This window comes from Buttiauxella ferragutiae (assembly GCF_022637515.1).
Classification (GTDB): domain Bacteria; phylum Pseudomonadota; class Gammaproteobacteria; order Enterobacterales; family Enterobacteriaceae; genus Buttiauxella; species Buttiauxella ferragutiae.
In genome coordinates this window covers 3772798-3793606 of sequence record NZ_CP093332.1, presented here as the reverse complement: position 1 = coordinate 3793606, position 20809 = coordinate 3772798, and the positions used below count along the sequence as shown (strand labels likewise).

At 50.7% G+C, this 20809-nt stretch carries 17 protein-coding genes; 6 read left to right on the top strand and 11 right to left on the bottom strand.

The window, feature by feature from the left end; translation table 11 throughout:
- Positions 1-31: 31 nt before the first annotated feature.
- Entirely contained in the window at positions 32-1018 is a 987-nt protein-coding gene (locus tag MNO13_RS17540; protein WP_121815380.1) for an IS110 family RNA-guided transposase, read from the bottom strand.
- 330 nt (positions 1019-1348) lie between these two features.
- On the opposite strand from MNO13_RS17540, the gene MNO13_RS17535 reads away from it, so the two are divergent.
- Positions 1349-2476: an integrase core domain-containing protein gene (locus MNO13_RS17535; protein WP_241939071.1), complete on the top strand. Its 1128-nt coding sequence runs from the start codon at positions 1349-1351 to the stop codon at positions 2474-2476.
- Positions 2477-2555: 79 nt separating this feature from the next.
- Here the strand turns inward: MNO13_RS17535 and rcsB are convergent, their stop codons facing one another.
- Positions 2556-3206 carry a response regulator transcription factor RcsB gene (gene rcsB, locus MNO13_RS17530; protein ID WP_064548567.1) on the bottom strand — a complete coding sequence of 217 codons (651 nt, stop codon included), beginning with the start codon at positions 3204-3206 and terminating at the stop codon, positions 2556-2558.
- A 16-nt stretch (positions 3207-3222) separates the two neighbouring features.
- Positions 3223-5862, bottom strand: coding sequence for a phosphotransferase RcsD (rcsD, locus tag MNO13_RS17525; RefSeq protein ID WP_422387199.1), 2640 nt, complete (start codon positions 5860-5862; stop codon positions 3223-3225).
- Positions 5863-6753: 891 nt separating this feature from the next.
- On the opposite strand from rcsD, the gene MNO13_RS17520 reads away from it, so the two are divergent.
- Both MNO13_RS17520 and apbE read left to right on the top strand, forming a co-directional pair.
- Positions 6754-7851 carry a porin OmpC gene (locus tag MNO13_RS17520; protein WP_232886019.1) on the top strand — a complete coding sequence of 366 codons (1098 nt, stop codon included), beginning with the start codon at positions 6754-6756 and terminating at the stop codon, positions 7849-7851.
- Between the two features lie 139 nt (positions 7852-7990).
- Positions 7991-9031 carry an FAD:protein FMN transferase ApbE gene (gene apbE / locus MNO13_RS17515; protein ID WP_064548562.1) on the top strand — a complete coding sequence of 347 codons (1041 nt, stop codon included), beginning with the start codon at positions 7991-7993 and terminating at the stop codon, positions 9029-9031.
- A gap of 28 nt (positions 9032-9059) precedes the next feature.
- On the opposite strand, the gene MNO13_RS17510 is transcribed toward apbE, so the two are convergent.
- The 8 genes from MNO13_RS17510 to MNO13_RS17475 form a co-directional block, all read right to left on the bottom strand.
- On the bottom strand, positions 9060-10262 hold the full coding sequence (locus MNO13_RS17510) for a glycosyltransferase (RefSeq protein WP_241939069.1): 1203 nt from the start codon (positions 10260-10262) through the stop codon (positions 9060-9062).
- Positions 10259-10843, bottom strand: coding sequence for a hypothetical protein (locus tag MNO13_RS17505; protein ID WP_232886015.1), 585 nt, complete (start codon positions 10841-10843; stop codon positions 10259-10261). The genes MNO13_RS17510 and MNO13_RS17505 overlap by 4 nt, the downstream gene beginning before the upstream one ends.
- Positions 10836-11957 carry a glycosyltransferase family 2 protein gene (locus tag MNO13_RS17500; protein ID WP_064548558.1) on the bottom strand — a complete coding sequence of 374 codons (1122 nt, stop codon included), beginning with the start codon at positions 11955-11957 and terminating at the stop codon, positions 10836-10838. The genes MNO13_RS17505 and MNO13_RS17500 overlap by 8 nt, the downstream gene beginning before the upstream one ends.
- The gene (locus MNO13_RS17495; RefSeq protein ID WP_241939068.1) at positions 11954-12922 is read right to left on the bottom strand and encodes an NAD-dependent epimerase/dehydratase family protein; all 969 of its coding nucleotides are present in this window, start codon (positions 12920-12922) and stop codon (positions 11954-11956) included. The genes MNO13_RS17500 and MNO13_RS17495 overlap by 4 nt, the downstream gene beginning before the upstream one ends.
- Positions 12923-12991: 69 nt before the next feature.
- Positions 12992-14275 (bottom strand): F390 synthetase-related protein, encoded by a 1284-nt coding sequence (locus MNO13_RS17490; protein ID WP_133522435.1) that lies wholly within the window; start codon positions 14273-14275, stop codon positions 12992-12994.
- Positions 14272-15078, bottom strand: coding sequence for an MBL fold metallo-hydrolase (locus MNO13_RS17485; protein ID WP_064548551.1), 807 nt, complete (start codon positions 15076-15078; stop codon positions 14272-14274). The genes MNO13_RS17490 and MNO13_RS17485 overlap by 4 nt, the downstream gene beginning before the upstream one ends.
- Positions 15071-16087, bottom strand: a complete 1017-nt coding sequence (locus tag MNO13_RS17480; protein WP_232886011.1) for an NAD-dependent epimerase/dehydratase family protein — start codon at positions 16085-16087, stop codon at positions 15071-15073. The genes MNO13_RS17485 and MNO13_RS17480 overlap by 8 nt, the downstream gene beginning before the upstream one ends.
- Positions 16084-17091 (bottom strand): 3-oxoacyl-[acyl-carrier-protein] synthase III C-terminal domain-containing protein, encoded by a 1008-nt coding sequence (locus MNO13_RS17475; protein ID WP_241939067.1) that lies wholly within the window; start codon positions 17089-17091, stop codon positions 16084-16086. The genes MNO13_RS17480 and MNO13_RS17475 overlap by 4 nt, the downstream gene beginning before the upstream one ends.
- A 213-nt stretch (positions 17092-17304) precedes the next feature.
- On the opposite strand from MNO13_RS17475, the gene ada reads away from it, so the two are divergent.
- The 3 genes from ada (at position 17305) to MNO13_RS17460 (ending at position 20746) form a co-directional block, all read left to right on the top strand.
- Positions 17305-18375 carry a bifunctional DNA-binding transcriptional regulator/O6-methylguanine-DNA methyltransferase Ada gene (ada, locus tag MNO13_RS17470; protein ID WP_241939066.1) on the top strand — a complete coding sequence of 357 codons (1071 nt, stop codon included), beginning with the start codon at positions 17305-17307 and terminating at the stop codon, positions 18373-18375.
- Positions 18375-19016 (top strand): DNA oxidative demethylase AlkB, encoded by a 642-nt coding sequence (gene alkB / locus MNO13_RS17465; RefSeq protein WP_241939065.1) that lies wholly within the window; start codon positions 18375-18377, stop codon positions 19014-19016. Before ada ends, alkB begins: the two co-directional genes overlap by 1 nt.
- 83 nt (positions 19017-19099) lie before the next feature.
- Positions 19100-20746 (top strand): multidrug ABC transporter permease/ATP-binding protein, encoded by a 1647-nt coding sequence (locus MNO13_RS17460; RefSeq protein WP_121814024.1) that lies wholly within the window; start codon positions 19100-19102, stop codon positions 20744-20746.
- Positions 20747-20809: the final 63 nt, after the last annotated feature.

The window sequence follows — 20809 nt, the reverse complement described above, 5'->3', positions numbered from 1 at the left end:
AAATGCTTTCTTGTAGCTACCGTCTTGGACGTCAAGCGGTAGCTGCATAATTTTCATCCCATGGTAATCGGGTTTTCAGTACGCCGAAGCACATATGCACCAGCTTACGCATCACTGCACCCAGGGCCGCTTTTTTCGCCTTACCTTTCGCTACCAGCCTTTCATATATCGCCTTCGCGGGTTTATTCCACCGGATTGCACTCAGGGCTGCTACATACAGTTTGGCTCTGACTATTGAGGGGCCTGTTTTTGACATATGTGCCCGCCCGCGTACCGAACTGCCGGACACTCTCTCCACCGGTGTTATTCCCAGATACGCTGCCACCTGCGAGGCACTTTTGAACGTCCCGTCTTTCAGTAGTGCCAGCATCTCCCGTCCCACCTGCTCCTTCACACATTTTATCGATTTCAGCAGCTCCAGATCGGCCTTCAGTCCCGGGTCGTTATCTGTGTGGTCAGTAATGAGCTTTTCTATCCGTTCCAGTTCATCACTCAGCCAGCCGTGTGTCCGCTCCAGTGAGGCTATGACCTCCCGTGGTGTCGAGGTTGAATGCGCTTTTTCAAGCCGGTTGGCCGTCCTCTGCACATCCTCTTTCAGCGCGTCGCGCTGACGCAACAACGCCCTGAGTTTACGGACTTCAACTGACGGTGGGACCCAGGCATCGGGATGCTTCAGCTCGCCATAACAGGCCAGCACAAATGCGTCCACTGTGTCATTTTTCGTGAGGATATCCATTCCGCAGGCAAACTCACGGACACGGTATGGATTGGCCATGCAGACAGAAATCCCCGCATCATGAAGCCCATACGCCAGATTCTCATGGTAGATACCCGTGGCTTCCATCACGACTGTCATATTATCAGAGGCGCATTTTTGGGCCTCCAGCCAGTCGATGATTTTGCGGGCCACACAGGGTTCATTGGTGAAGACTTTCTGCTTTTTCTTACCCTTAATACCGGCAACAAGCAGACAGACATCTATTTTATTTTTGCTGATATCAGCACCGAGAAAAGCCATATTTCATCTCCTTCCACGTGAACCAACACGCCATTCCAGCCTTGTACATGCGAAGTCAGAGCTTCTGGTTACCGTTCGGATTTTGAGTGGCGTGAAAGGTGAAACGGAGGGCTTAAGCTACGTCGGAAGATCGAGGTCTTCAGGTCGGATACAAGCTTCCTCCGTTTCATGTAACCGGTAGCTAACCAGCTACCGGTTCAAGATACAAGGTCGGATAAGCGCAGGGTACAAACCGGGCACATGGGTAACACTTTAGACCGGACACATGGGTAACAGTTATAAACGGTATAGCAGAGGAGACTCACTATGCCCTGGACTGAGACCCGACCCATGCAACGTCTTGATTTCATCCGTGCCAGCCAGACTGGCACGGAGCCTTTCTCCACTCTGTGCCGCCGCTTCGGCATCAGCCGCAAAACTGGCTATAAATGGCTGCAGCGCTTTAACCCTGATGACCCCGCCTCTCTTTTTGACCAGCCCCGTACCCGGCTCACACATCCTGAACGCCTGCCGCCCGGGATTGTTCAGCAGCTTATCGATGTTCGCGTAAAACACCCCTACTGGGGACCTAAAAAAGTCCGCGCCTGGCTGATTAATCACCAGGTGCCGTTTGATGTGCCAGCCGCCAGCACTATCGGCGATACCCTGAAGCGTGAGGGGCTTGTCATCCCCCGTACTCATCGTCGCCGTACGCCCGGAAACCGGCAGCCACTGACGACCATCAGCGAGGTCAATCAGGTCTGGAGTGCCGACTTCAAGGGCAAGTTCCGCCTGCTCAGCCAGCAGTACTGTCACCCTTTCACCCTGACCGATAACCACAGCCGGTACCTGCTGTCCTGCGAGGGAACGTTCCGGGAAAGCGAGTCCTTTGTCCGGGGCTGCCTGGAGCGGGCGTTCCTTGAATACGGCCTGCCGGAGGTACTGAAAACCGATAACGGGCAGCCATTTGCCGGCACCGGTATCGCCGGGCTGAGTCGCCTCGCAGTCTGGCTGATTAAGCTCGGTATCCGGCCGGAACGCATCCGTAAGGGTCATCCTGAAGAGAACGGTCGCCATGAGCGCATGCACCGCTCCCTGAAACACAGCCTGAGCTTCGGTAACCGGAGGGCTTCGCTCGAAGCACAACAGACCTGGTTCGACAGTTATCGCCGGGAGTTTAATCAGGAGCGGCCGCACGAAGCGCTGGGCGGCCTGACGCCGGGCGGTATCTGGGTACCGTCGCCGAGGCGATGGGATGGAAAAACGCCGGAGGTGAGCTATCCGGAAGGGGCACGGCTTTACAGGGTGCGAACCAAAGGTGACATCTACATCGGCAAACGGTTGTTCCTGAATCAGGCCCTGAGAGGGGAATATGTGATGCTGGAGGAGCGTGATGATGGACTTGAAGCGATAATATTTAACCAGATGGACCTTGCTTACTACGACAGACGTAAGCAAAGTATCATCCGGATAGATTAGGCAGAATGTGTTACCTATGTGGCCGGTCTGATCTGTAACCTATGTGACCGGTCATACAGCAGCGTCATCCGACATTGATTTATTCTTTGTCGGCCGGAGACAGGCTAACGGAAGAAAGATAATTCAGCAGGGCGATATCGTTTTCTACGCCCAGTTTCATCATGGCTGATTTTTTCTGGCTACTGATGGTTTTAATGCTGCGGTTCAGTTTGCGGGCAATTTCGGTGACCAGGAAACCTTCAGCGAACAGGCGCAGCACTTCGCTCTCTTTCGGAGACAAACGTTTGTCGCCGTAACCGCCAGCGCTGATTTTTTCCAGCAGGCGAGAAACGCTCTCTGGGGTGAATTTTTTGCCTTTCTGCAATGCGGCCAGCGCTTTTGGTAAGTCAGTTGGCGCGCCTTGCTTGAGTACAATCCCTTCGATATCAAGTTCTAACACTGCACTCAAAATGGCAGGGTTGTTATTCATCGTCAACACGATGATCGACAGATGAGGGAAGTGACGCTTGATGTATTTGATAAGCGTAATGCCGTCGCCGTATTTGTCGCCAGGCATTGAGAGATCGGTTATCAAAACATGGGCATCAAGTTTTGGCAGGTTATTGATAAGCGCTGTGGAATCTTCAAACTCACCGACAACATTCACCCACTCGATCTGCTCGAGAGATTTACGAATGCCGAACAGGACAATCGGATGGTCGTCGGCAATAATTACGTTCATACTGTTCATGTAATAGGCTACCTTGCTACAGCAAACTCTTGACGTAAGCGTCAATATCGCTGGTGTATTTTTGTATGTTGGCAGCATCACTTTCACGAATGTGATGCTCTAACGTTTCACATAACTGTTTGCCGTGTACCAGGTTGAGCATTGCAAACACCCCTTTCAAGCGGTGAGCTGTCTGCGCTAACGCCACAAAATCGTGCGCTGCAGATTCAGTATACAATCTCCTAACATCTTCCGGTACTGTGTCAACAAACAGCGCGTAATAACCGCTGGCGTGAAGCTGCGCATTTTCATCGCCGCCTAACGGTGACTCAGAAATGCCTTCCTGCGCCAGTTGTTCTTCTATCAGTTGTAGCACTGCATCCTGCATCGCATTGCTGATATTAAAATTAACCCGGAACTGACCTGGGCCGAGTTTACGCATTCCGTTCTCATCATCGCTTAAAAGCAAACCCGAAGATGTAAGATTAGACGGATTATCTGTCAGGAATATATCAAACTCTTGACTTGCTAGTCTTTCATCTGGGGTGACGCATTGTGCACCCCAGTTTTCCAGCAGACGCGTGACGATATTCCGTACTTCATTTGAGGTGATATCGATCATCGCCACCACATCATCAAGCAATTTCTCTTCTTGCTCTTCATGCTGCGGTTCTGCGGTCATCTTTATATGCAGATTGTAGCGGGTACCAATCTCTTCGCGGGTTTTGATATTCAAATGCCCGCCCAATTTGCGTGACAGTTGATCGCACAAATAGAAGGTTAACCCATTCGCGCGCCCGTAACGATCTTCACTGGTTTCGTTCAGGAACGGGAAGTGGAGATTGTCGACTTCACCGCTGCTAATCCCTTCGCCGGTATCCAGAATACGGAATAACAAACGGTCAGTGCCGGACTCTTCTTGCGTGATATCGAGAGTAATTTTGCCAATCTGCGTCGTGGTGACAGAATAGTGCAGCAACAGGAGTAGCACTTTGCGCAGTGCTTCCCGGTCACCGTGGCGCTCTTCATCTGCAGCTAACTGGTTGTTGATAAGCAACTGCAGGCCTTTGCGTTTGATAATCGGCAGCATTTCCAACGCGACTTCATCAATCAATGGCTGAATGGCGAATTGTGTCGCATGGGTTTTCCAGGCGTCAGACTCCAGCGTATTAAGCAGCTGAATCTCATCGACCAGACGCACAATACTTTGCGCTTCATTGGCGATACCACCCGCTTCTGGCGCATTTAGTACACTCACTTGCTCGGCGATATGCTTCACCGGTTGCTGTAGCGCTTCGCCAATATGCTGCATGAACGTTATCCGTCCCTGCTGATTTTTCTCATACAGACGTTGAGCTTGTTTAAGCTTTTTATTGACGAGGATTTCACGATCCTGATCGCGAATCACAAAGATTTGCGTGCGTGGGGCAATCTGGCTGCGGAACTGGCGTATTTCATACAGTTCATTATTGATGGTTGCCTGAATCACGCCCTGATGCTGATCGGCCATCGCAATAATATTTTGCAGATTCAGATGCGGCAGCAGGTGGTCAGCAATTTTATTGCTGATAACGGTGCGGTTTGAGTCCAGGTCATGCACCAACAGGCCAAGCGGCAACTGCGCGACAATCTCTTCATTTAATGCACGCAAAGTTTGTAATTCGGCATTGCCACTTTGAACTTCGGCAGGGCGCGCCGTATGTTGGCGGAAGGTAGTGAAACCGAACAGCGCCAGCGCCAGCAGACCAATATTGAGCAGCAGCGGGAATAAAATATTTTGCAAAGTGTCCATCAGCAAAGTGCCGAGCGATACTTGCCAAACCAGGCGCAGATTAGTGGTGGCGAGAGGGGAGGCTATGTCAATTTTGGCACCATTAAAATTAATGGTGACGCTATCCGGGCCATCTTTCTGCGCGCTGTTAATCGGCTTCTGCGCATCGTTATTTTCCAGACGGAAGTTATCCAACGGCAAAGTCGGCGGAATCAAATCATTAATCGGTAAATCAAATGCCACGACAGTGGCCAGATGGCCCGGCTGATTAAAGGTAGTACGCAGCGTAAAGTAGTGTCCGTTTTGCCAGGCCAAAGTACGCAGCAGAGAAAAGCTTTCGCGTTCGTCCAGGGCGTTTGCCTGCTGGAGCATTTCAGCGCGGCGGGAATCAACAATGGAACTGACGCCACTGTCTTTAAGGCCTGTGGAGAGGTCTTTTAGTGGCAAGGTTGAGACCAGAATCATGCTGTTATCCTGGCCGTTTAAATAGTACATCGACCAGGGGCTGGTTTCGGCACCCCATAACGTATCGAGGTAAGTCGAGATACGTTGTGTCGTATCCAGTGTTGTACTGTCGTGAGAGCCAAAAATCAGGGCTTCAGTTTTACTGCGCGGCTTATCTAAATAGTAAACATCCTGGCGCAGGCGGGTTTCTTGCAGACCGTCACTGGCAGGGGAAGTGGAGACCGCAATGTTGTCGTAAATTTGCCAGGTCGCGTAACGGTAAACATCAACCCTTTTATGTAGCGCATGGGTGATATCGACAATCTGATAGCTCTTATCTTTCAGCCAGGTGTTGACGGCGCTTTGCACCATGACACCCATGGTGACCAGCAGCACGACAATCAATAGCAGAAAGAAGCGCGTGATATTGCCGGGGATAAGCGAAAATTTATTAGGGATCATACTGTCTGACTGACTCATTGTTAGCGCGCAACCCGGCGAGCATTCGCCACTTAAAAATATCCTCTGCTCTGCAAGGCTAGCAGGCAGGCGTTAAAAGCTGTTAGTAAGATAACCAACGCGCCCTGGATAAGAATACCTGCAACCAGCGTTGGCGTCATCGTCTGTCTGTCAAAACTCAACGAGTATAATTCGAAATCGCCGCATTTCCAGGTTGTTGATAATTCGCCAAAATAACGACATTAAAAGGTAGATATTTTAAGCAACAAGGTGGGCTATTTTTGTACAAAGTAATTTAGGTGGTACAACTATTTTTTCTGAAACGATTTTTTGTCGGGATTATTTTTAGAAGAATATTCCCGCTTCGCTTGTATGATTTTAGGCCAAAAAATGAAGGATTTATTAATAGTTGTTACTTTTTGAAGGGGGTAGCACAGAATGATTAAAGTTACGTAAAGAAGCGTAAAAAAAACCGGATGCAAGCACCCGGTCCAAAATAGGTATTAAACAGACATTCAAAGCTGAATGACGGTAATAAATAAAGTTAATGATGATAGCGGGATGTATTTTATATATAAATCATGGCTATGTTTTAACATTCAGTGCTAAGAACGTATTTGTTGTTTATGTTGTTGATTTTTTATGTGTATTTTATTTTTTTTGATAATTAGTGCTTATATCATTGTCTTTTTGTGCGAAAAAAAGTTCCCTCATATTTACATTTTGCAACACCTATGTGGATAAATGAAACATCTATAGGGTTTTAGTATCATATTCGGATTGGATTAATCTGTATTTGTTTTACACAATGGGTTAGCCGACTGATTAGTAAATTAATCAGTAAGCAGTGGCATATAAAAAGGCATATAACACCTATAACAGAGGGTTAATAACATGAAAGTTAAAGCACTGTCCCTCCTGATTCCAGCATTGCTGGTAGCAGGCACCGCTCAGGCGGCTGAAATTTACAACAAAGACGGCAACAAATTAGATCTGTACGGCAAAGTAGATGGCTTACATTACTTTTCTGACGACAAAAACCAAGACGGTGACCAGACCTATATGCGTCTGGGTATCAAAGGCGAAACTCAGATTAATGACCAACTGACCGGTTACGGCCAGTGGGAATACCAGATTCAGGGCAACACTTCTGAAAGTGAAAACAACGCATGGACTCGTCTGGCGTTCGCTGGTCTGCGTTTTGGTGAATACGGTTCATTCGACTACGGTCGTAACTACGGCGTCGTTTACGACGTAACATCCTGGACCGACGTTCTGCCAGAATTTGGCGGTGACACCTACGGTTCCGATAACTTCCTGCAGTCTCGTGCTAACGGTGTTGCAACTTACCGTAACACTGACTTCTTCGGTCTGGTTGATGGCCTGAACTTTGCTCTGCAATATCAAGGCAAAAACGGCAGCCCAGACGGTGAAAGCGATAACTTCACCCAAAACGGTCGTAAAGTTCTGAAACAGAACGGTGACGGTTTCGGCGGCTCCCTGACTTATGATCTGGGCGAAGGTTTCAGCATGGGTTCAGCTATCTCTAGCTCCAAGCGTACTTCTGATCAGAACAACGGTGAGTGGTTAGGTGAAGGCGATCGCGCTGAAACTTACACCGGCGGCCTGAAATATGACGCTAACAACCTGTACCTGGCAACTCAGTACACCCAGACTTACAACGCAACTCGCGCGGGTGATATCGGTTTTGCTAACAAAGCACAGAACTTTGAAGTTGTCGCTCAGTACCAGTTCGACTTCGGTCTGCGTCCATCCATCGCTTACCTGCAGTCTAAAGGTAAGGACCTCGAAGGTTACGGCGACCAGGATCTGGTTAAATACGTTGATATTGGCGCGACTTACTACTTCAACAAAAACATGTCCACCTACGTTGATTACAAAATCAACCTGCTGGACGAAAACAACTTCACACGTGACGCTGGCATCGGTACCGATGACATCGTAGGTGTTGGTCTGGTTTACCAGTTCTAATTCCTGCTTTTGCAGTGTTAGTGCTAAAAGGCGCCTTAGGGCGCCTTTTTTACGTCTGGACTCTCAACAACTCTGCACTTTTCACCACATTGTTTGCCAGTTGGTGTACCCTTTTGCGCTCAAACAGGAGAGAGAAACAATGGATTTACGTTTATTACGCTATGGCCTGTTTGCCATAGTTTTGGGCGCGTTAGCGGGTTGTGATAACCCAACGGCAAAAGGCAACAGCGGCATGGTGCTGGAAGGTAAAACCATGGGCACGTATTGGCGTGCAAGCCTTGCTGGTGTGGACGATGCACGGCAGGTAGAGCTGCGTGAAAAAATTCAGGCACAACTAGACGGCGACGATCGTTTGATGTCGACCTATAAGTCAGATTCTGCATTATCGCGCTTCAACCAATCCCGCTCGACTGAGCCGTATGCTGTAGATGAAGCAATGAGCGATATCGTGACGCTGGCTCTACGCATTGGTGCGAAAACTAACGGTGCGATGGACATTACCGTTGGGCCGCTGGTCAACCTGTGGGGATTTGGCCCGGATAAACAGCCGGTCAAAACTCCCAACCAGGCGCAAATTGATGCTGCCAAAGCATTGACCGGTTTACACCATCTGACGGTGATCAACCAGGCGGGGAAACAGTGGTTACAAAAAGATCTTCCCGGTTTGTATGTTGATCTTTCAACAATGGGCGAAGGTTACGCGGCCGATCATCTGGCCCGCTTAATGGAACAAAACGGCATCAGCCGCTATCTGGTTTCCGTTGGTGGGGCCGTTGTGACGCGGGGGACTAATGCTGACGGTAAAGCCTGGCGCGTGGCGATTCAGAAACCCACCGATCGTGAAAATGCCGTGCAGGCTGTGGTTGATCTCAATGGTCATGGCATAAGCACCTCAGGTAGTTATCGTAATTACTACGAACTGGATGGCAAACGCCTTTCGCATGTTATAGATCCGCAAACCGGGCAACCGATTCAACACAAATTAGTCTCCGCAACCGTGATAGCACCCACGGCTATGGAAGCTGATGGTTGGGATACTGGCCTGATGGTTCTCGGCACTGAAAAAGCCAAACAGGTCGCTCAGAAAGAGGGATTGGCGGTCTATTTGATTACTAAAGAAGGCGATAGTTTTACGACGTGGATGTCGCCGCAATTTAAGACGTTCTTACTCAGCGAGTAATCCTCGTTCACCCAGTCACTCACTGGCGTCAGTGACTGGGTGACTCCAGACCCAAAAGTCGCTCAATTTCTGGCTTCGCCTGCACAAGCGAACGCAGCCCACCTTTTATCCAGATACCTTTACCCGATGCATCCAGCCGGGCAGCATGGTCAAACTGATCAAAATCAACCGGATAAACCAGCGCTGGGATGTGATTTTCCAGGCAGTAATACATGATGCCCGCCCCGCCATGATGAATCACCACGTCGTAATGCCGAATACTCGTTTCATAGTTTATCCACGGGACACGAATGAAGTTCTCAGCCTGCTTAAATGTATTTGCTACTGGGTCACCATCGGTGAAATGAAAAATGGTGTCAGGCATGGTACGGGCTAACTGGAAAATGGCATTCGCCACTTCATCCTTATGCCAGGCCAGATGCGTGCCAAGTGTGACTAATACATGGCGACGACCCGCTGCAAAATGAGGTTCGATACCTGAATCCGGCGGGGTATATAACGCGGGGCCAATAAAGTGCACGCTGGCAGGCCAGCTACGATCAAACTCAATAGATTTGTCACCCAGCGCCAGAATACATTGCGCAGAGTAGGCACTTTCTGTGCCGTCATGGCGATACAATTGGGTGATTCCGGTCTGCATTATCGTCTTGCGGAACAGCCAGAAAATAGTGCTTTTAAACCAGCGTACTTTTTTACGGGCAATCAAATGCTTCAGCCGCTGAAAACGATTTGTGGCAGGCATTAACCCGCCACAGTAGGCTGGCGGTCCATCTGGCGTTTCCAGCACACAAGGTGACGGCAAACTCGTCCACCATTCAATCCCCAATGTTTCTGCCACTTTGCCCACTCCAGGTAACGTAAAGTCAGCAATAACCAGATCGGGGGCATCTCCCTTGCGGTACAAATCTTCCAGTTGGGAGGCAAAATCAACCAGCAATCCGACTGCCTCTTTGAACTGCCGATACAGCTTGAGAGGGTTATTTTTCACGGCGTAATCTGGATTAGCGATCGCCAACAGCGGGCGGTCGAAATCCCCCGGTAAAGCGATACCCCGTAAACCTGCTCCAGTGATACGTTCCTGAGCTCCCTGAGTGCTGATAATACGCACGTCATAATGAGTGGCGAGCACACGCCCAAGTGCGAGCACAGGATGCAAATGCCCTGAGAATGGCGGTGCCAGTAGATCGATTCTTCGTGTTGCGGGAGGGATTATCGACAATAAGGTATTCATGGCATCGCCTGGTTTGATTCAATACTTGAAATAAAGTGCTCGCACAGCGTGAGTAACTCAGGGTTCACCAGATAGTTCATGTGCCCGCTACGAACTTTGCTGTCAACGTTGCGGAACCATATTTGGGAAATCCTATCGTTATCTCCCTGCACCAGAAAATGGTGACAGACCGGCCGCTTTCGGGCAACCGGCCCATAGGCAAAGACGCTGGTGGTTTTTAACAACGTAGCAGGCAAATTAAGGTTGTTGAATAACTCCAGGCCACAACTCCCCGCAAGGAAAACAGTATGCTGCGCGCGCGCCAACAACCCAGCTACCGGCATTTGATAATTTTTTTCAAATACCGGACGGCGAGAAGCTAAATAGTCGCGGCTGTTATTGAGGCTCGCTGTGAATAAACCCACTGCTTCGAAGGTAGTTGAATCGCTTGCGCCTGTGAAATAAGGGAAATTCAACTGAGCAAGCGTGCGCCCAGGCTTTGCCAGTCGGTTAATAAATGCCGTCTGTACCGGGCTTAAATCAGCGCGTCCGGGAAAACTCCGCCCGGTAATATAGGCTATCTGTAACGGAGGTTTATTCATCGGAGATAAATCTTTTGTTGTCTAACACTCGGTAGCGTCGGGTGCGCCATACGATGGTTCGATTACATAAGGCATGAAACAAATGCAGCGGCTGAAGCAACTCAGAAAGTAAGGAAAGAACAGGCCGCGCGCGAATATCTGCCGTCATTTCTTGCTGAACTTTAGCAATAGCAAATTGCCGTATTGCCAGGCAACCAATAAAAATCAATGGATGAGAAAAAGCATTCAATAACATCAGCCATAGCAGCAGGGGATGTAAACCTTGCAGCAAGAAAATGAGAACATTTATTTTCAGTGGTTTTTCGCGCAGCAGTAACGTGGCGAACAAGAACCAGCGGTGCATTTGCTGAATGTATTTTTTACCGTTGGATAAATGGGTCTGGATCTTAACCAGCGCTGTAGATTGAATCAGGCGAATCTGATGCTGATTCAATAAAGAGGCCATTGCCAGGTCATCGGTCAGATGGTGTTGAATAGGGGCAAACCCGCCCACGCTTGCCAGCGTTTTGGTTGTTAACGCATAACACATGCCATTAATGGTTAATGGCGGCAACCAGGGTAACAGGGGTAAGTAGGTTAGTGCGGAATTATCGTTTACAAATTGAGCCAATAATGCCGAGTAACGGCTTCCTGTTTGTGTGTAATAAGGGAGTGCGGTGACCAGGGTATCTTCACCCATTTCTGCCAGTAATTGCGCCAGGGCAGCCGCCGACAGCATGGCATCGTCGTCCAGCACCAGAATGACCTCATTATCGGCCTCGCGCCAGGCGTGCTCGAGTTTAAAGGCTTTAGGATTGATGCCCTCAGGAGCCTGGGGGAAAGAGCGCACCGTGATTTTTTTATCTGGATAGCACTGCTGAATATGATTGACGATATTTTTGGCAACCGCGTCATTATCATCAATGAGCCACATAAAACTCGCTTGTTCGAGAGCAATCACATTGGTTTCCAGAACGCTGGCTAATGTCGGATCACCGCTCAAAATGGGCTGAATAATAGTCACTTTTTCAAACAAAGGTTGATATTTCTGCCGCCGTTCTCGCCGAATAACGTTGAGTGTTAATACCGTTTTCACAAGCAAGATGAGCAGCCAGGCTGTGGCGAGAATAATCATCGGATAGCCTTTGAGTATTGCTGAATAAAAGCATTAAGCCCTGCGGATAACGAACAACAAGGGGCACCAAAATCTTCCAGCGCCGCGCGAATATCCAGGGTTTTGCTATAGCCGAATACGCCAACGCCAAAGCGCGTAATGGGTGGTTCTTTAGTGATTTTTAACAATCGCCAGACACCTTCAACCACGTTTGCAATAAGCATGGCGTGATTAACCGACAGATGTTTTGTGGGGGCAGGCAAGTCGAAACGCTTGAGGACCTGTTGCAAAAAGGTATTTATCTCAACCGGCTCGCTATTTGAAAGATTATAAATCGGGCGCAGCTGCGGCAATGTTGCAGCGCGCAGCAAATATTCACACAGCACGTCAATGTACATAATATCGCTGCAAGCAGGCGTTGCGTCAGCGGTGATTAATGGCAGCATTTTTTTGCGGGCGGCATTCAGTAATGGCGGAAAGAGTAATTTGTCTCCAGGCCCAAATACCGCACAGGGGCGTAAAATAGTTTTCTCTCCCCGATAAGTCTGCACGCGCTCCTCGCCGCAGAATTTCGTTCGCGCATATTCATTGGCGAAATCAGGCCCAATTTCGCTTTGTTCCGTGAGCCCCAACTGATGTTGATAACGGTAATAAACAGCGGCGGATGAAAGATATATCAGCCGGGGATTTCCCCGATGACGGCAAAACTTTATCGTGTCCTCAGTGGTTAACACATTATCGCGCCAGTAATCTTCGGGCGTTCCCCACGGGCTGGTTCTGCCTGCCGCATGAATCACCACATCGGGAGCAAAATCGAGATCGTCAAGCCTGGCTAAATCGAGCCGCGAGTAGCGAACCGTGTCGGGAAGGTTGTGCACTTCACGTCTTCCCACGCCATACAGTTCCAGGCCATCAACATCTGCAAAATGCCGCAGGAAGGCATTGCCTATAAAGCCAGAGGCGCCGGTTATCAGGATTTTTGTCATGGTTGTTGTCGGCTCAGCCAGTAGTATCCCAGGCAAATCTGGTGTTTCATATAACGACCCTCGCGATTTTCATGCCGCTTCCTTGCGGGTGATACGCCGCCGTTTGCTATCGAACTGTGGGATTAGCGTGGTGGTTTCCAGCTTCCAGCTGAGCTTTTGTGTCTCAATGCCTTGTTGTTGCAGCATCGCCAGTAAAGCAGTTTTGCACTGTTCAAGCTCAGCCGCAGAACAATCGGCTATCAAATGCAGCGTGGCTTCACCGTGCTGAATCAGCCGGTAATCCGCGGTCACAGGCAGCGAAATCGCCAGAACCCGGCTACAGAGATCGGCGAAGACGATTTGTAAATCCCCCTGGCAATTCACCAACTGGAGCTGATCGTCCCAACGGCCTTCAATATGGCTGATAGCCCGCGCGGGGTTACCGCACGGGCAAATTTCGTTGCTGGCAACCAGCACATCATCTAGCCGATAACGCACGATGGGCTGAGTCTGGCGGGTGAAATCCGTGATAATCGGTGTGAAGCGCCGCTCGTCAATCCACTGTGGCTCTATGTGCAGGAATTCTTCATTGAGATGCAGCGTTCCGTGGGCGCAGGTGGCAGCCAAAAATCCTTCTGTGGCCTGGTAGACTTCGCCCACGTCAGCAAAGACTTCGTTAAGCAGCAGGCGGTCTTGTTGCTCCAGCACTTCCGCTACAGAAATCACTTTTTTCACCTGCAACTTCAGTTCACCGCGTTTTACGTTCAATGCCAGTTCGCGCAACACCTGTGCGGGTGCGACAATAATCGTCGGGGACTGTTGCTCAAGTGGGGCGTAATGAGAGCGCATCGGCTGAAACAGATCGTAAAAAGCCAGGCTCAACCAGCGGTTATTCACGCTCTGGTAAAGGTTGTTATTGGCGCGCAGAAACAGCGCCACCCGTTCACCCGCAAACAAACCGTCCGGCAGCATTTTCGCCAGCATGCCTCCCGCCCAAAGTTGTTGTTCCTCTGGGCTGACGACAAACACCCCACGCTGGCCCGATGTTCCTGATGAAAGCCCCACGCTGAATCTGCCACTCTTGCGGGAAAAATCTCGATCCTTTTCGCATTCCAGCGCACACGCCAGCAGTTTTCTGCAGCGCAGCCCCTGGGTGTTCATTTCGTCAAAGTTATTCATCATCAGCGCCTTATCCATCAAAGGCCAGCTGCTGATAGGTTGCGAAACAAAGCGGCTAAACCACAGGCTTTTTGCCTGGAGACGACGGGAAAAGCGCCTGAGCTGTAGCTGCTGGTATTTTTCCAGCGCCTCGCGATTGGAAAAACGCCGGTGGCGGATGCGGAAATAGTGCCAGAGGGTACGAAACGGGATCATAAATCCCCCTCATGACATAACCGAATGTCGCACTTTCCACCCCGCCAGAGTTGGTTGAGTTTTTCTAACGTCTGGTAATACGCAACTGAATTGTCCATCACGATATTGGCGATACGGGATGGGCCACGCAGCGTCTGGTAACTCACTGGCGACCAGGCCGCATCACTGGCAAGCAACACCCAGCCATCATCGGTTTGCACAAACGCCCCTGTGTGGCCGACTGCGTGACCAGGCAGCGGCACCAAAATCACTTGCCCCTGGCTACCCGGCAACTCAAAGCCCTGTTCAAAGGGGGCTAATTCTGCGGGCAATGCAACGCTTGCGAAACCTTCAAAAAATTGTACTGAATCCTCAAACGACTCGGGGATCAGCCCCGGAATAAATGCCTGTCGCAATGCCGTAATCCCCCGTAAACCACGGGTCTTTTGCCAGCCTTCACCGGAGCAAATAAAAGTGAGTTCGGCAAAATCGCGCAGCCCGGCAACGTGGTCGGCATGAAAATGGGAAAGGATCACTCCATGAATATCTCCACGGGCGTAGCCTTGCTCGCGCAACTGGGCAGCCAGCGATTCGCGTGGGTCAAAATAAACCGGCGTCACCTGGCGATACAGCCGGAAAATACCCGAACGGGTGTAGTGTTCAAACCAGGTTGCGTAGCCGGTATCCCACAGCCAGCGCTTATCTCCCGCTTCAATTAAATAAGCGCGAGCCGGAAATTTACAGACCCGAAAACCCGCCCCTTTCAACGCCATACATCCCACATGGGTGCAGTAACCCACTTCAAACGTCGTGATATTAGCCATGGCGGCCTTTTCCTTGTGCCCGCCACCACTCACCGGTTAGCGCAATGCCTTTTTCCAGAGAGTAAAGAGGGTGGTAACCCAGCTCATCTATGGCAAGTTGGGAATTCAGTGTCATATCAAAATAGACTGCACCAACACTGTATCGTGTCAGTAAAGGCTCTTTGCCGGTCACTTTCGCCACCAGTTCCATACCTAAAGCCGCGACATACAGCAGCCACCAGGGCAGTGCTCGCACCGTAAGATTATAATTAAGTTGCTGATTTAATAGTGCATCCAGCATGTCAGCTAACCGCTGCGGCTGGTGGTTTGTGATGTTATAAACCGAACCGGAGCGCAGGCTTTGATGCTGTGTCGCTAAGTCCATGGCGTGAACCACATTCAGCACAAAAGTGAGATCAAGCAGAGCCATCCCTCCACCAGGCAAATGCAGAACGTTGCGTTTGGCGCTGATTTGTTGCAGCAGGCGAGGCACAATCACGCGGTCGTGAGGGCCAAATAACCCGCGTGGGCGCAGGAGCACATAGATGGTGTCCGGAAAACGCTCAATCGACTTTTGTAGCGCCTGTTCAGCCGCATACTTGCTACTGGCGTAATGGCTTGAAAAACGGGGTGCGCGGCAGGTTTCCGCCAGATTGTGGTGATGGTGAAAATCGAAATAGACGGCGGGTGATGAGATATGCACAAAGCGTTTTACCCCTTCACACCCTGCGGCGAATGCCAGTTTTTCGGTGACAACCACATTGGCATTGAAGAAATCTTGCGCGTCGCCCCAGGGAGATGATTTTGCTGCACAATGCCAGACGGCGTCGCATCCTTGCACCAGATGAGCAAATACTTCATCCGAACAGTGGGTTAAATCCTGGGCGATAAACGTGGCTCCGAGGGATTGTAATTCCGCACCCGCCTGCTGATTGCGCCCGACGGCAATAACTTGATGCCCGGCTTCCAGCAGCCATTGCGCCGCGTTCCGCCCCAGCCCGCTGGTGGCTCCGGTGACCAGAATTTTCATGGCAGAATAATCATTCCCGCCAGCGTCAACCCTGCCGCAGTACCAATCAGCATCACCGGTTCACCGGCGTTAAAACGACCAGTAATCATCGCTTCATGCAATGCGCTTGGAATAGAGGCGGAGACCTGATTGCCATGATGGCAGTAAATATCAATCAGCACGTCATTCGAGACATGAAGGCGCTTGCGCATATGTTCCAGTGATAAATGGCTGGCCTGGTGGGGAACCACAGTGGCGATGTCGCTCAGCGTTAACTTGCTTTGATCCAGAAGGCGTTGAAAATAACCTTCAATAATAGAAGAGGCGTGACGAAACAGTTTTTTCCCCTGCATATGGAACAGGAAGTCGGCATCTTCCATACCTGCTCGCGGGTTACACCGTGTTCCCCCGGCACGTATTTCGCATAGTTCGCTGCCGGATGGATACATTTCCACCAGACTGCCAAGAATACGGCTGCTGCCATCACCGCGTTCAACGATGGCACAGGCCGCGCCGTCACCGAAAATTAGCGAGGACTCTTCATGGTCCCAGTCGATACCGCGTGACGCAATATCGGCGCTGACGATGGCAATGCGTTTATAGCTGCCAGTATTCAGTAAACCGCTGGCGACCTGCAGGGCAGAAATAAAGCTGACGCAGCTACTGTTAATATCAAATCCCGCCGTTCCTGGTGCCAGTCTGGCGGCTTTCAGGATATGTATTGCGGTACATGGCAAGGCCTGGTAGGCGACTGCGGAAGCTGAAATTAAGAGGTCAATGGAGAGAGGAGCAATGGCGTGGCGCTCCAGCGCATCGTGTAATGCCGCCGCGGCGAGTTCGGCCTGGCTGGCATTTTCACTGGCATGGAATCGGTATTTTATGCCCGAACGCTGCTCAACATATCCCGCAGTTTTACCGAGCTTGTGATCGAGGGCTGAGGACTCCACCTTACCAGGCGGCAGCGCAACTCCAGTGGCTATAATCCTTAGCGCCTGAAGTGGAGGGGAATACGGTGATGTGGACATGTGTAACGGTTTACCTTTGTTACGGATGGCTAATGAATGATTTTACTCTGTCGAAAGTATAACTTTGCAGAATAAATATCTTAGTCTTAAATTCTTTTTTTGAGAGTTATGCGCTGTTCACTGGGTCTTTATAATAGAAAGCAAGATTGCGGGTTTTTCATTCCGGTAACGCTGTCAGAATCATTTCATGACAGCAAAAGACAGGAGCCAGTCATGAAACCATTTTTTGACAATGCCAATGATGAAAGCCGCTGGCAGGCTGTGGAAACCCGTGATCACCGTGCTGACGGGCAGTTTGTTTTTGCGGTAAAAACTACCGGGGTTTGTTGCCGTCCTTCATGCAGCGCCCGCCATGCGTTACGCAAAAATGTCGTATTTTTTGAAAATGTCGGGCAAGCGGTAAACGCCGGTTTTCGCCCGTGCAAACGCTGCCAGCCAGACAAACTTGCCCCTGAGCAACAACGAATTGACCGCATCACCCAGGCTTGCCGCATCCTGGAAACCATCAATCAACCCATAGCGCTGGCTGAACTGGCTAGCCGTGTTGCCATGAGCCCATTTCATTTTCATCGGCTATTCAAACAAGTCACTGGGTTAACGCCCCATGGCTGGCAAAAAGCGCTACGTGCCAAACGCCTGCGCGAACAACTCACGCAAGGTGAGCCTGTTACGCGGGCCGTTTTCGATGCCGGTTATCAATCGGGCAGTAACTATTATCAGCAAGCTGACGAGGTGTTGGGGATGACCGCGAAGCAGTTTCGTCAGGGCGGGGAACGCGCAGAAATCCAGTTTGTGGTCGGGACTTGCCGGTTAGGGGAATTCCTCGTGGCACAAAGTGAGCGGGGGATTTGCGCCATACTGTTAGGTAGCGATGCGCAACGTTTGATTCAGGAACTGGAAACGTTGTTCCCGCATTCTTCTTTAATGGTGGGTGACGCGTACTTTGCGGCGCGGGTGGCACAGGTCGTCAACTTGCTGGAGCATCCCGGCCAACCCATTTCCCTGCCGCTCGATATTCAGGGAACCGCCTTCCAGCAGCTGGTCTGGCAGGCGCTGCGCGACATTCCCGTCGGGCAGACGGCGAGCTATCGCGATATAGCCCAGCGTATTGGCAAACCGCAGGCCATTCGTGCCGTGGCAGGCGCTTGCGCCGCAAACAAATTGGCGGTGGTTATTCCCTGCCACCGTGTGGTGCGAAACGACGGTGCGCTTTCGGGCTACCGCTGGGGTGTGGAGCGTAAACGCCAGTTGCTTGAAATTGAAGCCGAACAGCAGGAGGAGTGATGCTCGATTTATTTGCCGATGAAGCGCCCTGGCAGGAGCCGCTGGCGGAAGGCGCGGTGATTTTGCGCCGCTTTGCCTGTGCAGACGCGCAGTTACTTATCGCGCAAATATCGGCGCTCGCCGCGATTTCACTTTTTCGCCAGATGGTCACACCCGGCGGTTACACGATGTCGGTAGCGATGACCAACTGCGGGGAAGTCGGCTGGACAACCGACGCTCACGGTTATCTTTACTCGCCGGTTGACCCGCTGACGTCACAACCTTGGCCGGCAATGCCGAATCTATTTCGTCAGTTATCTGATGCGGCGTCTAAGGCTGCCGGATATCACGACTTTGCGCCCGATGCCTGTTTGATTAACCGTTATGCGCCGGGCGCAAAACTGTCGCTGCATCAGGACAAAGACGAACTTAACCTGCAACAACCGATAGTCTCGGTATCGCTTGGGTTGCCCGCGGTGTTTCAGTTTGGCGGCCTTAAACGCAATGACCCGCTGACCAGAGTGATGCTCGAACACGGTGATGTGGTGGTGTGGGGCGGGCCTTCACGGCTGTTTTATCACGGAATTTTACCGCTCAAACCTGCGCATCATCCAGCCACCGGCGAGTACCGCTTCAATCTGACCTTCCGCCACACTCGTTAACACGAATATAAATAAGAATTATTCTTGCTGTAGCGAAATTGCCGTTTAAACTGCTCGCTGTTTTCGATTTTGGGTAGTGAGTGATGGAACTTTTGCGTGTGGTTTACCGGCAGTATCGCTGGCCTTTTTTGATGGTAATGGCATTAAGCCTGCTCAGCGCGGCGTTAGGTATTGGTTTGATCGCTTTTATCAATCTGCGGCTGATTGAAACGCCGGATATTTCTCTTTCGGTATTACCCGAATTTCTTGGCCTGTTACTGCTGTTAATGGCGGTGACGCTCGGCTCACAATGGGCACTCACCACACTTGGCCACCACTTTGTCTTCCGTCTGCGTAGCGAGTTTATTAAGCGCCTGATGGACACCCATGTTGAACGTATCGAAAAACTCGGCAGCGCCGCGCTACTAGCCGGATTAACCAGCGATGTGCGTAATATTACCATTGCTTTTGTGCGCTTACCTGAGCTGGTGCAGGGCATTATTTTGACTCTGGGTTCAGCGGCTTATCTGGCGTGGCTGTCGCCAAAAATGCTTGGTGTGACCGCTATTTGGGTCGCGATAACCGTCTATGGCGGCTATGTGCTGGTGGCGCGGGTTTACAAACATTTGGCGCAACTGCGTGAAATTGAAGACCAGTTGTACAACGATTACCAGACCGTTATCGAAGGCCGCAAGGAGTTGGCGTTAAACCGTGAACGTGCAGAGCGTGTCTTTGAGGATACCTATATTCCTCATGCCAGCGACTACCGTCGCCATATTATTCGCGCGGATACCTTCCATTTAAGCGCGGTAAACTGGTCGAACATTATGATGCTCGGTGTCATTGGCCTGGTGTTCTGGATGGCAAATAGCCTTGGCTGGTCTGACACCAATATTGCGGCCACTTTTTCTCTTACTCTGCTGTTTCTGCGCACGCCAATGTTGTCGGCGATTGGTGCTTTACCCACCTTGCTGACCGCGCAGGTAGCGTTCAACAAACTGAACCAATTCAAGCTTGCGCCATACGATGCTAAATTCCCGCGCAGCAAAGAACCGGCAGACTGGCAAACCCTTGAGATGCGTGATGTTGTGTTCCAGTATGCCGATAACACCTTCTGCGTTGGGCCGCTCAATCTCACCATTAAACGTGGCGAACTGCTGTTCCTGATTGGCGGAAACGGTAGTGGGAAATCGACGCTGGCAATGCTGCTGACCGGGCTTTATCAGCCGGTGTCCGGCGCAATCTATCTGGATGGCAAAAAGATTGATGCCAGTAATCAGGACGACTACCGCAAACTGTTTTCTGCGGTGTTTACCGATGTCTGGCTGTTTGACCGCCTGCTTGGCCCGCAGGGTAAGCAAGCCAACTCAGCATTAGTTTCAAGCTGGCTTGAACGCCTGAAAATGAGTGAAAAGCTCGAGCTGGAAAACGGCACCATCCTGAATCTGAAACTCTCGAAAGGGCAGCGCAAACGTGTCGCGTTGCTGCTGGCGCTGGCAGAAGAACGCGATATCATTTTGCTGGATGAATGGGCAGCCGACCAGGATCCGCATTTCCGCCGTGAGTTTTATCAGGTGCTGTTGCCGCTAATGCAGCAAATGGGGAAAACCATTTTTGCCATAAGCCATGACGATCACTACTTTGTTCATGCTGACCGGTTGCTGGAAATGCGCCAGGGGCAACTCAGTGAATTAACCGGACATGAACGCGAGCATGCTTCGCGAGATGCGGTCGCCCGAACCGAGATTTGATCAATAAAACCAGCCTTAATCGGCTGGTTTTTTGTTTTATGCGCCTGAAAGGACTATAACTTA

Coding starts and splice junctions, on each gene's coding strand:
- MNO13_RS17490 (WP_133522435.1), bottom strand. CDS start 14,275: ATGATCCCGTTTCGTACCCTCTGGCACTATTTCCGCATCCGCCACCGG.
- MNO13_RS17540 (WP_121815380.1), bottom strand. CDS start 1,018: ATGGCTTTTCTCGGTGCTGATATCAGCAAAAATAAAATAGATGTCTGT.
- MNO13_RS17495 (WP_241939068.1), bottom strand. CDS start 12,922: ATGACAAAAATCCTGATAACCGGCGCCTCTGGCTTTATAGGCAATGCC.
- alkB (WP_241939065.1), top strand. CDS start 18,375: ATGCTCGATTTATTTGCCGATGAAGCGCCCTGGCAGGAGCCGCTGGCG.
- apbE (WP_064548562.1), top strand. CDS start 7,991: ATGGATTTACGTTTATTACGCTATGGCCTGTTTGCCATAGTTTTGGGC.
- MNO13_RS17480 (WP_232886011.1), bottom strand. CDS start 16,087: ATGAAAATTCTGGTCACCGGAGCCACCAGCGGGCTGGGGCGGAACGCG.
- MNO13_RS17500 (WP_064548558.1), bottom strand. CDS start 11,957: ATGATTATTCTCGCCACAGCCTGGCTGCTCATCTTGCTTGTGAAAACG.
- MNO13_RS17535 (WP_241939071.1), top strand. CDS start 1,349: ATGCAACGTCTTGATTTCATCCGTGCCAGCCAGACTGGCACGGAGCCT.
- MNO13_RS17460 (WP_121814024.1), top strand. CDS start 19,100: ATGGAACTTTTGCGTGTGGTTTACCGGCAGTATCGCTGGCCTTTTTTG.
- MNO13_RS17475 (WP_241939067.1), bottom strand. CDS start 17,091: ATGTCCACATCACCGTATTCCCCTCCACTTCAGGCGCTAAGGATTATA.
- MNO13_RS17505 (WP_232886015.1), bottom strand. CDS start 10,843: ATGAATAAACCTCCGTTACAGATAGCCTATATTACCGGGCGGAGTTTT.
- rcsD (WP_422387199.1), bottom strand. CDS start 5,862: ATGATCCCTAATAAATTTTCGCTTATCCCCGGCAATATCACGCGCTTC.
- MNO13_RS17520 (WP_232886019.1), top strand. CDS start 6,754: ATGAAAGTTAAAGCACTGTCCCTCCTGATTCCAGCATTGCTGGTAGCA.
- MNO13_RS17510 (WP_241939069.1), bottom strand. CDS start 10,262: ATGAATACCTTATTGTCGATAATCCCTCCCGCAACACGAAGAATCGAT.
- MNO13_RS17485 (WP_064548551.1), bottom strand. CDS start 15,078: ATGGCTAATATCACGACGTTTGAAGTGGGTTACTGCACCCATGTGGGA.
- ada (WP_241939066.1), top strand. CDS start 17,305: ATGAAACCATTTTTTGACAATGCCAATGATGAAAGCCGCTGGCAGGCT.
- rcsB (WP_064548567.1), bottom strand. CDS start 3,206: ATGAACAGTATGAACGTAATTATTGCCGACGACCATCCGATTGTCCTG.